10 protein-coding genes and 1 tRNA gene are annotated in these 13,914 nt (G+C 61.5%); 5 read left to right on the forward strand and 6 right to left on the reverse strand.

Annotated elements, in window-relative coordinates:
- Positions 1 to 52 precede the first annotated feature (52 nt).
- The 6 genes from clpX to ACFQ95_RS25645 form a co-directional block, all read right to left on the reverse strand.
- Positions 53 to 1,318 carry an ATP-dependent Clp protease ATP-binding subunit ClpX gene (gene clpX, locus ACFQ95_RS25620; RefSeq protein WP_422835748.1) on the reverse strand — a complete coding sequence of 422 codons (1,266 nt, stop codon included), beginning with the start codon at positions 1,316 to 1,318 and terminating at the stop codon, positions 53 to 55.
- Positions 1,319 to 1,416: 98 nt separating this feature from the next.
- Complete coding sequence (gene clpP / locus ACFQ95_RS25625; protein ID WP_422835750.1) at positions 1,417 to 2,037, reverse strand: ATP-dependent Clp endopeptidase proteolytic subunit ClpP; 621 nt, start codon at positions 2,035 to 2,037, stop codon at positions 1,417 to 1,419.
- Between the two features lie 92 nt (positions 2,038 to 2,129).
- A complete protein-coding gene (gene tig / locus ACFQ95_RS25630) occupies positions 2,130 to 3,443 on the reverse strand; it encodes a trigger factor (RefSeq protein ID WP_422835752.1) in 1,314 nt (437 codons plus the stop codon).
- Positions 3,444 to 3,468: 25 nt separating this feature from the next.
- Positions 3,469 to 3,555 (reverse strand) — tRNA-Leu (locus tag ACFQ95_RS25635).
- Positions 3,556 to 3,766: 211 nt separating this feature from the next.
- Positions 3,767 to 6,964, reverse strand: a complete 3,198-nt coding sequence (locus tag ACFQ95_RS25640; RefSeq protein WP_422835754.1) for an efflux RND transporter permease subunit — start codon at positions 6,962 to 6,964, stop codon at positions 3,767 to 3,769.
- 7 nt (positions 6,965 to 6,971) lie between these two features.
- Complete coding sequence (locus ACFQ95_RS25645) at positions 6,972 to 8,183, reverse strand: efflux RND transporter periplasmic adaptor subunit (RefSeq protein WP_422835756.1); 1,212 nt, start codon at positions 8,181 to 8,183, stop codon at positions 6,972 to 6,974.
- 116 nt (positions 8,184 to 8,299) lie between these two features.
- Here ACFQ95_RS25645 and hpnC point away from each other — a divergent pair, with 116 nt between their 5' ends.
- From hpnC to ACFQ95_RS25670, 5 genes are all read left to right on the forward strand, one after another.
- Complete coding sequence (gene hpnC, locus ACFQ95_RS25650) at positions 8,300 to 9,175, forward strand: squalene synthase HpnC (RefSeq protein ID WP_422835757.1); 876 nt, start codon at positions 8,300 to 8,302, stop codon at positions 9,173 to 9,175.
- 10 nt (positions 9,176 to 9,185) lie between these two features.
- Positions 9,186 to 10,025: a presqualene diphosphate synthase HpnD gene (gene hpnD, locus ACFQ95_RS25655; RefSeq protein ID WP_422835759.1), complete on the forward strand. Its 840-nt coding sequence runs from the start codon at positions 9,186 to 9,188 to the stop codon at positions 10,023 to 10,025.
- Positions 10,018 to 11,403 carry a hydroxysqualene dehydroxylase HpnE gene (gene hpnE, locus ACFQ95_RS25660; protein WP_422835761.1) on the forward strand — a complete coding sequence of 462 codons (1,386 nt, stop codon included), beginning with the start codon at positions 10,018 to 10,020 and terminating at the stop codon, positions 11,401 to 11,403. Before hpnD ends, hpnE begins: the two co-directional genes overlap by 8 nt.
- A gap of 34 nt (positions 11,404 to 11,437) precedes the next feature.
- On the forward strand, positions 11,438 to 12,754 hold the full coding sequence (locus tag ACFQ95_RS25665) for a CynX/NimT family MFS transporter (RefSeq protein ID WP_422835763.1): 1,317 nt from the start codon (positions 11,438 to 11,440) through the stop codon (positions 12,752 to 12,754).
- A 205-nt stretch (positions 12,755 to 12,959) separates the two neighbouring features.
- Positions 12,960 to 13,790: a peptidase inhibitor family I36 protein gene (locus ACFQ95_RS25670; protein WP_422835765.1), complete on the forward strand. Its 831-nt coding sequence runs from the start codon at positions 12,960 to 12,962 to the stop codon at positions 13,788 to 13,790.
- The last annotated feature ends 124 nt before the right edge of the window (positions 13,791 to 13,914 follow it).

The raw sequence follows: 13,914 nt of genomic DNA on the forward strand, positions 1-13,914 counted from the left end.
GGTGGCAACCCCGATGCGGCCAACAGTCCTGCCAAGTCTGTCTTGGCCGGACTCAGGCTTTCTTGGCGGCTTCGCGGTAAACCAGCAACGGCGGCTTGTTTTCCTCGATGGTGGACTCGTCGACAACCACTTTCTCCACGTTGGCGGTGTTCGGCAAATCAAACATGGTATCGATGAGGGAAAGCTCAAGGATGGAACGCAGACCACGGGCACCGGTTTTGCGCGCCAACGCCTTCTTGGCAATGGCCTTGAGGGCCGATGGACGCACTTCCAGATCCACACCTTCCATGGCCAACAGCTTGCTGTACTGCTTGACCAAGGCGTTCTTGGGCTCGGTCAAGATCTGCACCAGGGCGTCTTCGCTGAGCTCGGCCAAAGTGGCGACCACCGGCATACGGCCCACCAACTCGGGAATCAAACCAAACTTGATCAAGTCTTCGGGTTCGACTTCACGGAACACCTCCGTGAGGCTGCGCTCCTTCTTGCTTTTGACGGCTGCACCAAACCCAATGCCGGAGGATTCGGTACGGTTGCCAATCACCTTTTCCAGGCCGGCAAACGCACCGCCCAAGATGAACAAGATGTTGGTGGTATCGATCTGCAGGAAGTCCTGGTTCGGGTGCTTGCGGCCCCCTTGTGGCGGCACACTCGCCATGGTGCCTTCGATCAGCTTCAGCAGCGCTTGTTGCACACCTTCACCCGACACGTCGCGGGTGATCGAAGGGTTGTCCGACTTGCGTGAAATCTTGTCGATTTCATCGATGTAGACGATGCCGCGCTGGGCGCGTTCCACTTCGTAGTTGCAGCTTTGCAGAAGTTTGGCGACGATGTTTTCCACGTCTTCACCCACGTAGCCGGCTTCGGTCAGCGTGGTGGCGTCGGCCATCACAAACGGCACATCAAGCATACGCGCCAGGGTTTGCGCCAACAGCGTCTTGCCCGAGCCCGTGGGGCCGATCAGCAGGATGTTGCTCTTGGTCAGCTCGATGTCGTCTTTTTTGGCCTTTTCCTTGTGGCGCAGACGTTTGTAATGGTTGTACACCGCTACCGCCAAGGTGCGCTTGGCCACTTCCTGGCCAATCACGTAATTGTCGAGGTTGGTCTTGATTTCAACCGGCGTCGGCAACTCGCTGCGCGGCTCGCCAGCGGCGACGCCCGCAGGCACTTCGTCGCGGATGATTTCGTTGCACAAGTCGATGCATTCATCGCAAATGAACACCGAGGGTCCTGCAATCAGCTTCTTCACTTCATGCTGGCTTTTGCCGCAGAAGGAGCAGTACAGGTTTTTTTCGCTGGAGGAGCCTTTTTTCTCGGCCATGGGAGGAATACCTTTATCAGTCGTAGCTGAATGATAACGAAATAAAAACGGCGCTTTCTGAGTCAGAAAACGCCGTTTGGCCGAGCGTCTTGAAAGACTTAGGGTCGCTTGGCGATCACTTCGTCTACCAGGCCATAAGTTTTGGCTTCGTCGGCAAACATGAAGTAGTCGCGCTCGGTGTCGCGCTCGATCTTTTCGATCGGCTGGCCAGTGCGCTCCGCCAGGATGCGGTTCAACTGGTCACGTGTTTTCAGGATGTCGCGGGCGTGGATTTCAATGTCCGTCGCCTGGCCCTGTGCACCACCCGAAGGTTGGTGGATCATGACGCGCGAATTGGGCAGCGAATAACGCTTGCCCTTGGCGCCAGCGGCCAACAGGAAAGCGCCCATGCTGGCCGCCATACCGACGCACAGCGTCGACACATCCGGCTTGATGAACTGCATGGTGTCATAGATCGCCATGCCGGCCGTCACCGAGCCACCAGGGGAGTTGATGTAGAACGAAATGTCCTTGTCAGGATTTTCGCTTTCGAGGAACAGCAACTGCGCCACCACCAGGTTGGCGGTCTGGTCGTTGACCGGGCCCACCAAGAAAATGACGCGTTCTTTCAGCAGACGCGAGTAGATGTCGTAAGAGCGTTCGCCACGGCCCGATTGCTCGATCACCATGGGCACCATGCCCAGACCTTGGGTATCCAGCGCACTTTTTCCGAAGATCATGTTTTGTTCCATGTGGTTGAAAAGAATTCACCAAGTAAATAGGGGCTTGTACGCCAAAGCACAAGCCCCGTATTTGCGTTCTCCGAACGGTATCAGCCTTGCTGGGCCATCAACTCGTCGAACGTGATGGCCTTGTCGACAACCTTGGCTTTCGCCAGCACGAATTCGGCGACGTTGTTTTCGATCACAACACCTTCGACTTCGGCCAGGCGGTTCATGTCGCTGTAGTACCAGCGTTCCACTTCGCTAGGCTTTTCGTAGCTGGCGGCGAGTTCTTGCACGTGGGCCTTGATTTGCTCAGGCTTGGCTTGCAATTCGTTGGCACGCACCAACTCGGCCACCACCAGGCCCAGACGCACGCGGCGTTCGGCTTGTGGGCGCACCACTTCTTCAGGGATAGGCGCCTTGTCGGCGTCCTTGATGCCACGGCTCTTCAAGTCGTTGCGGGCGCCTTCGATCATGCGGCCGATTTCGGCTTGCACGCTGGCGTTGGGCAGGTCGAGTTCGGCGTTGGCGATCAGGGCATCCATCACGGCGGCCTTGTTGCGCGCTTGCAGGCGGAACTTGACTTCGCGTTCCAGGTTCTTCTTGATGTCGGAACGCAGGCCTTCCACCGTTGCGTCGGCGATGCCCAGCGACTTGGCCAGGGCTTCGTTGACTTCAGGCAGGTGGGCGGCTTCGATCTTGTTCAGCGTGACCATGAAGTCGGCTTGTTTGCCGGCCACATCCTTGCCGTGGTAATCAGCCGGGAAGGACAGCGGGAAAGTGCGGCTTTCGCCAACCTTCATGCCGCGCACGGCGTCTTCGAATTCCTTCAGCATCTGGCCTTCGCCGACCAGGAACTGGAAGTCGTCGGCCTTGCCGCCCTGGAACGGCTCGCCGTCGATCTTGCCTTCGAAGTTCACGGTCACGCGGTCGCCATCAGCGGCGGCTTCGGTGGCGGCCTTCTGGGCGAAGGTACGGCGTTGCTTGCGCAGGATGTCCAGCGTCTTGTCGATGGCAGCATCAGACACATCGCTCGACAGGCGCTCGATTTCAGCAGCGCCCAGGTCACCCAGCTTGACTTCCGGGAACACTTCGAAAACGGCGTCGAAGGACATTTGGCCTTCAGGCGACTCTTCTTTTTCGCTGATGCGGGGCTGGCCAGCCACACGCAGCTTGGCTTCGTTGGCGGCGGCGGAGAAAGCCTCGCCAACCTTGTCGTTCATGACTTCGTAGTGAACCGAATAGCCGTAACGTTGGGCCACCACATTCATGGGGACCTTGCCTGGACGGAAGCCGTCCATCTTGACGGTACGCGCGAGCTTCGTCAGACGCTTGCTCACTTCGTTCTGAATCACTTCAACCGGCAACGACAAGGTGATTTTGCGTTCCAGCTTTTCCAGGGTTTCAACGGTAACGGCCATTTTGATCTCTTACTAAAAAAAAGTGTGGTGCGCGGGGGGGGACTCGAACCCCCACATCCTTGCGGACGTCAGGACCTAAACCTGGTGCGTCTACCAATTTCGCCACCCGCGCGCCTAGAAACAGAACCGAATGGCCTAGCCGTCCAGGGAAGCACCCCGTTGCAAAAACCATCCGAGTGAAATCGGTGAACCCAGCATTTTAACGCGTGAAATGGGGCCACTTTGGCTCCACCCACACCAGCAGCGCAAAAGCTGCTGAAAAAACATGGGTTTGGCAGCCCCGAGGTGACGCACTGGCGTCACCTCGGGGCTGGTTTGCCGGGTCAGGCGGCCGCGCCGTCCCTGGGCGGCCGCTTGACGCGGAACCAGGCCGCATACATGGCCGGCAAAGCCAACAGCGTGAGCACGGTGGCTACAATCAAGCCGCCCATGATGGCCACAGCCATAGGCCCCCAGAACACCGAGCGCGACAGCGGGATCATGGCCAGCACCGCCGCGGCCGCGGTCAACACGATTGGCCGCAACCGGCCGACTGCAGCGTCCACGATGGCCGTCCAGGCGGGCACACCGTTGGCGCGCTCCAGCTCGATCTGGTCAATCAGGATCACCGAGTTGCGCTGGATCATGCCCATCAGCGCAATCACCCCAAGCAAGGCCACAAAGCCCATGGGCCGGTTCAGCAGCAGCAGCGCAGCCGCCACACCGGCAATGCCCAGCGGTCCGGTAATGAACACCAGCACGGCGCGGCTGAAGCTTTGCAATTGCAGCATCAGCAAGGTGAAGGTGATGAACAGCATGACCGGAATACCCGCCGCAATCGAGGTCGAGCCCTTGCTGCTCTCCTCCACGGCGCCCGCGACCTGGATGCGGTAACCGCTTTGCCCCTGGCTGGCCCACTTGGCTTCCAGCGCCTGCATGGTCGGCAGCAGTTCGTTGGTGACGGTGGCGCCCTGCAGGCCTTCGGTGATGTCGCTTTGCACGGTGATGGCGTAATCGCGCCCCTCGCGCCACATCACGCCCGGCTCCCAGGCAAAACTCGGGCGCGCAATCTGCGTCAATGGAATCGCCGTGCCGTTGCTGGTCGGCAAATAGGCATTGGCAATATCGGTGATGGCGCTGCGCTCGTCCAGCGGCTGGCGCAGCACGATGGAGATCAGCTTGTCGTTTTCGCGAAACTGCCCCACGGTGGCGCCCGTCAAAATGGTTTGCGCCGCCTGCGAAATCGATTGGCTGGTCACGCCCAGCGCACGCGCCTTGGCCTGGTCGACGTTCAGGTTCAGCACCTTGACGGACTCGTTCCAGTTGTCGTTCACGCCACGCGTATTCGGGCTCTGGCGCATCGCCTCCTTGACCTCATCGGCGCGTTGGCGCAGCACCAGCGGATCACTGCCGACCACACGGAACTGCACCGGGAACGGCACCGGCGGGCCGTTGGGCAACAGCTTCACACGCCCACGCACCTCAGGAAAGTCCCTGGCCAGTATCTCCGGCAGCAACACGCGCAGCTTCTCCCGCTCGGGCAGGCTCTTCATCAGCACGATGTACTGCGACACATTGGTCTGCGGAAACACCTGGTCCAGCGGCAGATAAAACCGTGGCACACCCGAGCCCACCCACGCCGTCACCGACGCCACGCCCGGCTCCTGCATCAGCTCCGCTTCCAGTCGTTTGGTGACCTCTTCGTTGGCGGCAAACGAGGTGCCTTCAGGGAACCAGATGTCGATCAGAATCTCTGGCCGGCTCGAATCCGGAAAGAACTGCTGCTGCACCTTGCCCATGCCCACCAAGCCCAGCGCAAAGATCAGCACCGTCGCGCCAATCGTGAGCCAGCGGTGGTGCACACACCAATCCACCGTGCGGCGGAAGCGGTTGTAAAACGGTGTATTGAAGGTTTCGTGTTCGTGGTGGTGACCGCTGTCCAAAGCGTCCTGCACGTGGTGCGGCACCTTCAGCAGCCATTTGCCGAGATACGGAACAAAGTAAACCGACACCACCCAACTGATCACCAAGGCCAGCACGGTGACGGCAAAAATGGCAAAGGTGTATTCACCCGTCATCGACTTGGCCATGCCAATCGGCAAAAAGCCGGCGGCGGTGATCAGTGTGCCGGTCAACATCGGCATGGCGGTGATCTCGTAGGCAAAGGTGGCGGCGCGCACCTTGTCGTAGCCCTCTTCCATTTTGCGCACCATCATCTCCACGGCGATGATGGCGTCGTCCACCAGCAGGCCCAGCGCAATGATCAGCGAGCCTAGCGAGATCTTGTGCAGCCCTATGTCCCAGTACCACATGCCCAGGAAGGTGATCGCCAGCACCAGTGGAATGGTGATGCCCACCACCATGCCGGGACGCATGTCCAGCATGTAGTACTTCCACCAGGGGTTCTTTCCTGGACGTTTGTGCAGACCCAGGCTGAGAAAGCTGACCGCCAGAACAATCACCACCGCCTCGATCAGCACCTTGACGAATTCGTTGACCGAAGAGGTCACCGCCTTGGGCTGGTCCTGCACCTGCACCAGCGTGATGCCTGCGGGCAGGTTGCGGCTGATCTGCGCCGACAAGGCATCCATCGCCTTGCCCAATGCCACGATGTCGCCGCCACGCGCCATCGACACACCCAGCGCGATCACTTCCTTGCCCTGGTGGCGCACCTTTACCGTCGGCGGATCCACATAGCCGCGCGTGATCTCGGCAATGTCAGATAACTTCAGCGTGGCCCCATTGGCCGCGCGAATGGGCATGTCGCGCAGTTGCTGCACGACCTCGAACTGCCCCTCCACCCGCACAATCACCGCATCCACCGGGGTCTGCACAGCGCCGGCGCTTTGCACGGCGTTCTGCTGGTTCATCTGGTTCAGCACCTGGTTCATGTCCAGGCCCAGTTGCGCCAGGCGCTTTTGCGAGATTTCGACGTAGACCTTTTCGTCCTGCACGCCAAACTGCTCCACCTTGGCCACGTCGGGCACACGCAGCAATTGCTGGCGCACGTCGTCGGCAAACACCTTCAACTCGGCGTTGCTGAAGCCATCGGCTTCCAGCGCGTAGATGATGCCGTAGACATCACCAAAGTCGTCGTTGAAAAACGGTCCCTGCACCCCAGGCGGCAGGGTGTAGAGCATGTCGCCAATCTTCTTGCGCACGACATACCAGGTGTGCGCCACGTCTTTGCCCGGCGAGTTGTCTTTGACCTGGAAGATGATTTGTGATTCGCCGGGTTTCGAGTAACTGCGGATCTTGTCCGCACCTGGCACTTCCTGCAGGGTGCGCTCCAGCCGGTCCGTCACCTGCTCGGCCACCTGCTGCGCAGTGGCACCCGGCCAGTAGGTGCGGATCACCATGGCACGGAAGGTGAACGGCGGATCTTCGTCCTGGCCGAGCTGGAAGTAAGCGGCGCAGCCCATGATCATCAAAACGATGAGCAGATAACGCGTGAGGGCTGGATGGTCCAGCGCCCATTTCGACAGGTTGAATTTTTGCTGCGGCTCTGGCGCCGGAGTCGGGGTGTGAGGGTCTTGCATCATCAGGGACTCACTTGCCTGCGGAGGCCGCGGGGGCGGCTGGGGCCACGGGCGCAGGCGCCGGTGTTGCTACTGTATTTGCAGCTGTCGCCGCTTTTGCAGCCTGCCCAGGCGTTGTTTTTCCTTGATAAATTTGCACCTTCTGCCCAGGGGCCAGCACATGCACGCCGGCCACCACCACCACCATGCCGGGCGTCAGTCCGCTGGCGATGACCACGTCGTTGCCGTCGGCCGTCTCAACCTGCACGGCTTGCGAACGCAGCGTCATGCTGCCGGTATCCAGCACCCACACTGCGCTGCCGCCACCGTCTCGACGCAAGGCGCTGGTCGGCAGCTTGATCGCGGTAAGGCCTTCGCGGCTCATGCTAGGCGGCAGCACGGTGACGGTGGCGCCTAAGGGCAGCTCGTCTTTGGCCGCCAACTCGACCTTCACCTGGAAGGTGCGCGTCACCGGGTCGGCACTGGCGGCCACCTCACGCACTTTGCCATCGAGCAAATCGTCGTTGGCCCACACCTTGATGCCCACGGGCTCGCCCACTTTCACCGCCGCCACCCGGTCTTCGGGTACGGTGAACACCACATCGCGCGGTCCATCCTGCGCAATGATGACCACAGGTGTGCCAGCACCGACCACCTGGCCGACCTCGGCCTGCACAGCTGTGACAACACCGGACACATCCGCCATCAGCCGGGTGTAGCCGGCCTGGTTGCCCTGCGAGGCGAGTTGCGCCTGGGCCTGCTCCAGTTGCGCCTGCGCCGCCTTCAGCGTGCTCTCACGGCGTTCAAGCTCGGCACCACTGATGAAGTTTTGCTCGCGCAGCTCCTTGTAGCGCTTGAAGTCGGCCGAGGCCAGGTCGCGGTTGGTCAGCGCAGCGGCCACCTGGGCCTGGGCTGCGGCAGCGGCGAGGCGGTAGTCGCTGGGATCCAGCTCCGCCAGCACCTGCCCCACTTTCACCCTCTGGCCCACTTCGGCCTGGCGTTTGATCAGCTTGCCGGCCACCCTAAAGCCCAGCGCAGAAGTCACGCGTGCGCGCACATCGCCGGCAAACTCCAGGCGCGAATGCAGCGGCTCGGCCTGTACGGTCACCACTTTGACCGCGCGTATCGGCTCAGGCGCCGGTTCCGGCTTGGAACAGCCAGCCACCAGCACCGCCACGGGTATCCACAACAAAGCGGTGCGTAAAGAAGAAAGATCAAGAACTCGCAAAATTTTGTTTGTCATAGCGGGCTCGCTGAACATGCAGGCCCCGGCGCAATGTGATGTCACAGCCCGGCGGCGCAGGAACTGACCATAAGGTTATTAACGGCAGAAATCATCTTCAACAGGGTCAAGCGACAATGCTCCCCGTGAACGTCTCCCCTACCGCCCAAAATCCTACCCGACAAACCGTCACACATTACGAAAATTTTCCGGTGGCGTCATGGCTTTGTCCCCCTGCCCTGCGCCCTCCGGTGGCAGCGATCTACCACTTTGCACGCACCGCCGACGACCTCGCCGATGAAGGAGATGCCACTTCTGCGCAGCGCCTGGATGAGCTCAACGCCTACCGCACAGAGCTGGCCCGGGTAGCCGCTGGACAACGCCCCAGCGAGCGCTGGGAAAGCGTGTTTTCCCCTCTGGCAGAGGCCATAACACGTCACAAGCTGCCGTTTGATCTGCTGGATGCCTTGCTCAGCGCTTTTGTGCAGGACGTGGAGAAAACCCGCGACCACAGCGGCTATGCCGACCGCACCGAGCTGCTGCACTACTGCCAGCGCTCCGCCGCGCCCATAGGCCGTTTGCTGCTGCACCTGTATGGTGTCACGGATGTGAAAGCGTTGCAGCAAAGTGACGCTATCTGCAATGCCCTGCAGTTGATCAACTTCTGGCAAGACTTCAGCCAAGACCTGCCGCGCGGCCGCTATTACCTGCCGTATGAGGCCTGCGCACGTCATGGCGTCACGCAGGCCGCGCTCCTCAGCAGAGAACAAACACCCGCAGCCACCGCCCTCATCGCAGAGCACGTGACCTGGGCGCGCGAACTGATGATGGAAGGCGCCCCCCTGGTCCACACCGTGCCCGGCCGCGCCGGCTGGGAACTGCGCCTGGTGGTGCAAGGGGGCCTGCGCATACTCGACAAAATAGAGCGGCTCGAATTTGCGACCTTGCAAACGCGCCCAAAGATTCGCAAGACAGATGGCCCGCTGATGCTTTGGCGTGCCCTACGGATGTGACAATCAGAGAATGACCCCCGAGCAATACGTCCAACAAAAAGCAGCAGCTTCGGGCAGCAGCTTCTACTACGCCTTTTTATTCCTGCCACGGCCGCGCCGCGCCGCCATCACGGCGTTTTACGCCTATTGCCGAGAGATCGACGATGTGGTCGACGAAGTGCATGACGTGGGTGTGGCCCAAACCAAACTCGCCTGGTGGCGCGGTGAAGTGGCCAACGCCTTCAACGGCAAGGCCACACATCCGGCGCTGCAGGCGCTGATGCCGCACACCGCCGAGTACCAGATCGAAGCGCGCCACCTGCTGGCCATCATCGATGGCTGCCAGATGGACCTGGAGCAAAGCCGCTATCTCGACTTTCCCGGTCTGCAGCGCTACTGCCACCTGGTGGCGGGCATTGTGGGCGAGGTGTCGGCACGCATCTTTGGCCAGACGCAGTCGGCCACCACGGAATACGCGCACAAGCTGGGGCTGGCTTTCCAGCTCACCAACATCATCCGCGACGTCGGGGAAGACGCGCTCATGGGCCGCATCTACCTGCCCGTGAACGAGCTGCAGCAGTTTGATGTGAAGGCACACGAAATCATCAAGCGCACCTATTCCGACCGCTTCACGGCGCTGATGCGCTTCCAGGCCGCGCGCGCACACCTGCTGTACGACGAAGCCATGGCGCTGCTGCCCGAAGTGGATCGCCGCGCGCAAAAGCCCGGCCTGATGATGGCCAGCATCTACCGCACGCTGCTGCGCGAAATCGAGCGCGACAACTTCCAGGTGCTGCACCAGCGCAACAGCCTCACGCCGTTGCGCAAGTTCTGGCTCGCCTGGAAGGTGCAGGCCTTCGGGCGTGTCTAAGCCGCCGCCGGCCACGGGCCGCAAAGTAGCCATCGTCGGTGGCGGCTGGGCGGGGCTGGCTGCAGCCATCTACGCCACGCAGGCCGGCCATGGCGCTACAGTTTTGGAAGCTAGCCGCACACTTGGGGGGCGCGCCAGAGCCCTAAAGCATGCCCAACCCGACGGCAAGGCATTAACACTGGACAACGGCCAGCACATTCTCATCGGCGCGTACAGCGAAACCCTGGCGCTGCTGCGCACCGTGGGCGTGAATCCCGCCGATGCCTTTCTGCGCCTGCCCCTCACACTGCGCTTCCCCGATGGCACTGGCCTGCAATGCCCGTCTTGGCGCGCGCCGCTCGACGCACTGGCCGGCATACTCACCGCGCGTGGCTGGTCACTGCGCGACAAAACGCAACTGCTGCGCGCCAGTCTGCGCTGGCAGCAGCAGGGCTTCGTATGTGCAGCAGATTTAGGCGTGGCCGAACTGTGTGCCAGCCTCACGCCGCGCGTCATGGCCGAACTGATAGAGCCGCTGTGCGCCTCGGCCTTGAACACCGCCGCCCATCAGGCCAGCGCACAGGTGTTTTTGCGTGTGCTCAAAGACTCTTTGTTTGGTGGCCCCGGCAGCTCGAACTTCTTGATCCCGCGCCTTGATCTTGGCCAGTTGTTTCCCGAGCCGGCCGCCGCCTGGCTGGCCAACCATGGCGCCGCGGTGCACACCGGCTGCCGCGTGCAGTCGCTTGCCAAAGTCGAGACATCCACCGGCAACGGCTGGGAACTTTGCTGGCAGCAACACGGCAACAACTTTGGCCAAACCTTCGACGAGGTGATCCTCGCCTGCCCTAGTTGGGAAGCCGCGCGTATCGCCCGCACCGCCGCCAAACCGGTGCTGCCGCAAGATCTTACGCCCGGCTGCCCTGCAGCCGCAGCCTGGCTAGGCGCGGCCGAAGGCCTGGCGTTCGAGGCCATCACCACCGTTTACGCCAGCAGCGCCACGCGCCTGGCGGAACCGATTCTGGCTCTGCGCAGTACCGCAGATGCCCCGGCACAGTTCGTCTTTGACCGACGCTTTTTCGGCGGCACGGCTACCGGGGCCGAGGCCAACGTGCTGGCCTTTGTGGTCAGCGTGAGCGCCGGCGAGCGCGAGCAAATCGAACAACAAGTTCTGGCCCAAGGACGCACACAACTCGGCTTGCACGACCTGCAGCCCATCCAGACCGTGGTGGAAAAGCGCGCTACCTTTGCCTGTACGCCTGGCTTGCTGCGCCCGGCCACACGCATAGGCCCCGGACTGCTGGCTTGTGGGGAATATGTACAAGGCCCTTACCCCGGCACGCTGGAAGGCGCGGTGCGCAGTGCCTATAGCGCCGTTCAGCAATTGAATGGCCAGGCATGAGCCACTTCACAACGAAAAAAACGAGACAAGGCAAATGCCCCAACCGCACAAAACAGCAGGCGCGTTAGCCAACGATCTGGCCAGCAATTTGGCAAATGGTCTGGCGACCGAAGCCGTAGACGCCGAGGCCAATGGCACACCCCAGGCCCCGCCCACACCCGTGCGCAGCCGCGCCCAGCACGTGCTGCTGGGCATCAGCATGGTGTTGATCGGGCTGAACCTGCGCCCGGTGTTCTCCAGTGTTTCGGCACTGCTTCCTGAAATCATGGCCGGCACTGGCATGAGTGCCGGCGGCGCCAGTTTGCTCACCTCCATTCCCATCCTTTGCCTGGGCCTGTTCGCCCCGCTCGCGCCACGCCTGGCCATGCGCTTCGGTACCGAGAAGGCTCTGCTCGGCATCCTGCTGTTGCTGCTGGCTGGCAGCGCTTTGCGGGGTACGGGCAGCGTGGCGTGGTTGTTCATCGCGTCCGGCATGGCCGGCGCTGCCATCGCCATGGGCAATGTGTTGATGCCAGGTTTGGTCAAGCGCGACTTTTCGGCCAAGGCAGGGCTGATGACCGGGCTCTACACCATGGCCGTGTGCGCAGGCGCGGCCGCCGCTGCCGGGCTCACGCTGCCCCTATCGCATGCACTGGGCGACCGTTGGGACTTGGCGCTTGCCGCCTGGGCCCTTCCGGTGATCCTGGTCGCGGCCCTCTGGACACCCCAGGCGCTGCGCGCTGGGCGCGCGGCTGGCGGGCGGCACACTGGCCTGCGCGTGCGCGGCCTGTGGCGAGACAAACTCGCCTGGCAGGTCACCCTGTACATGGGTCTTCAGTCCGGCCTGGCCTACGCCGTGATGGGCTGGCTCGCACCGATTCTGCGCGACCGCGGCCTGGATGGCGTGACCGCAGGCTGGGTCATTTCCGCATCCGTCATGACCCAGGTGTTCGCCTGCCTGCTGCTGCCCTCGTTTGCCATACGGCTGCGCAACCAGTCGCTGCTGAACGTAGTACTGGCATTGCTGGCCGGAGTTTGTCTGTTGGCCATGCTGTTCGCCCCACTCACCTGGGTCTGGCCCATTGCCGTGGTGCTGGGTTTGGCACAAGGCGGACTCTTTTCAGTGTGCATGACGCTCATCGTGCTGCGCACCCCAGACGCACATGTGGCCGCGCAACTGTCGAGCATGGCGCAATCTGTAGGCTATCTGATCGCCTCGACCGGCCCCTTCATGATTGGCCGACTGCATGAGTGGACCGGCAGTTATGGCGGCGCAGCTTGGGTGTTCATCGTCACCTCGCTGGGTGCGGCATGGTTTGGCTTTGGCGCCGGGCGCGCCATGCTGGTCAAAGCACAAGTCACACAGGTATGACACCAGCCGCCCCATGTACCGTGAACGGGTGACAAAACCAGGCCAAAGCGGCTCAACGGCAAACTAAATACACCGACACCTTCCGTCTGGCGCTACCATGCGCCCAGCCAGCTGCACGCTGGACTCCACAGAGGCCGTTCTGGTTGGTGACGTGCCTTGATTGATGCCGTGGTGCACTGACCTGACGGATTCCAAGGAGTCTCAAATGTCCAGCAACAGCACACAAGCCTGCGCGGGATGTAGTGGCCCGGGCCAGCAGCTTCAAACCGAGCAGTTGGCCATGATCGGTGCGGCCTTTGTCGCCGGGCTTCAATACGGCAGCGGCGGCGCCGCCATGCAGTCGGCCGCGGCCACCCAGTTGCCACCAGAAAAACCGTTCTGCGTTCACAAGATCCCTGAACTGCCCGTGCTGCTGAACGGCAAACGCGCTGCCGCTGAATCGGTCAAAGATTTTGACGGCAAGCCTCTGTATTACCTGCTCGACGAACGCGCCCGTGACGGTGAAACACTGCAGGTCTACAGCGACTCAAACAAGCTCCACCAAGCCTTAGCAAGCGGCACGGACAGTGGCGCCAAAACCAAGAAAGCATCACCCAGAGGTCTCGCCGGCGCAGGCTCATCCATCGTGCTCAGCACCGGCTCTAGCCCACAACAAATCGCCAATGCCGTTGGCGGCGCGGTACTCATGTGGGAAAACATTAACTTCACCGGTGCCATGTGGCAGTTTGGCGCAGGCACTACCAGTGGCACCAATGGGCAACGCGGTGCTGGCCATGGCGTGATTCCAGATTTCCGCTCGGTGCTTTGTTTCCTGTGGTTCTGCCAGAACATCAACGACCGGGTGTCGTCAATCCAGAATCAAAGCCAGGTATGGGCCAATGTGCGGCCACAACGCTCGTTTGCGGTATTGCACCAACACATCAACTTTGGCGGTTCGATGTTGTTTGTGCCCGAGCGCGGCGCCTTTCCCGATCTACGCGCATTTGGCTGGAATGACAACGCTTCGTCCATGTCCTATGTACTGACGCCGAGTTGACTTCATCTCGGCAGTCCGCATCGGCCCAGGCAAATCAAAATACGATTCCCCAAAGCGAAGCGCCCCAGTCCTTTGGAGACTGGGGCGTTTCTAGATAATAGCCTGACGATGACCTACTTTCACA

It is taken from the genome of Variovorax sp. HJSM1_2, assembly GCF_049316285.1.
Taxonomy (GTDB): Bacteria; Pseudomonadota; Gammaproteobacteria; order Burkholderiales; family Burkholderiaceae_C; genus Rhodoferax_B.

Excerpts from the sequence above, each read along its gene's own strand:
- clpX (WP_422835748.1), bottom strand. The coding sequence starts at position 1,318 with ATGGCCGAGAAAAAAGGCTCCTCCAGCGAAAAAAACCTGTACTGCTCC.
- clpP (WP_422835750.1), bottom strand. The coding sequence starts at position 2,037 with ATGATCTTCGGAAAAAGTGCGCTGGATACCCAAGGTCTGGGCATGGTG.
- tig (WP_422835752.1), bottom strand. The coding sequence starts at position 3,443 with ATGGCCGTTACCGTTGAAACCCTGGAAAAGCTGGAACGCAAAATCACC.
- ACFQ95_RS25640 (WP_422835754.1), bottom strand. The coding sequence starts at position 6,964 with ATGATGCAAGACCCTCACACCCCGACTCCGGCGCCAGAGCCGCAGCAA.
- ACFQ95_RS25645 (WP_422835756.1), bottom strand. The coding sequence starts at position 8,183 with ATGACAAACAAAATTTTGCGAGTTCTTGATCTTTCTTCTTTACGCACC.
- hpnC (WP_422835757.1), top strand. The coding sequence starts at position 8,300 with ATGCTCCCCGTGAACGTCTCCCCTACCGCCCAAAATCCTACCCGACAA.
- hpnD (WP_422835759.1), top strand. The coding sequence starts at position 9,186 with ATGACCCCCGAGCAATACGTCCAACAAAAAGCAGCAGCTTCGGGCAGC.
- ACFQ95_RS25665 (WP_422835763.1), top strand. The coding sequence starts at position 11,438 with ATGCCCCAACCGCACAAAACAGCAGGCGCGTTAGCCAACGATCTGGCC.
- ACFQ95_RS25670 (WP_422835765.1), top strand. The coding sequence starts at position 12,960 with ATGTCCAGCAACAGCACACAAGCCTGCGCGGGATGTAGTGGCCCGGGC.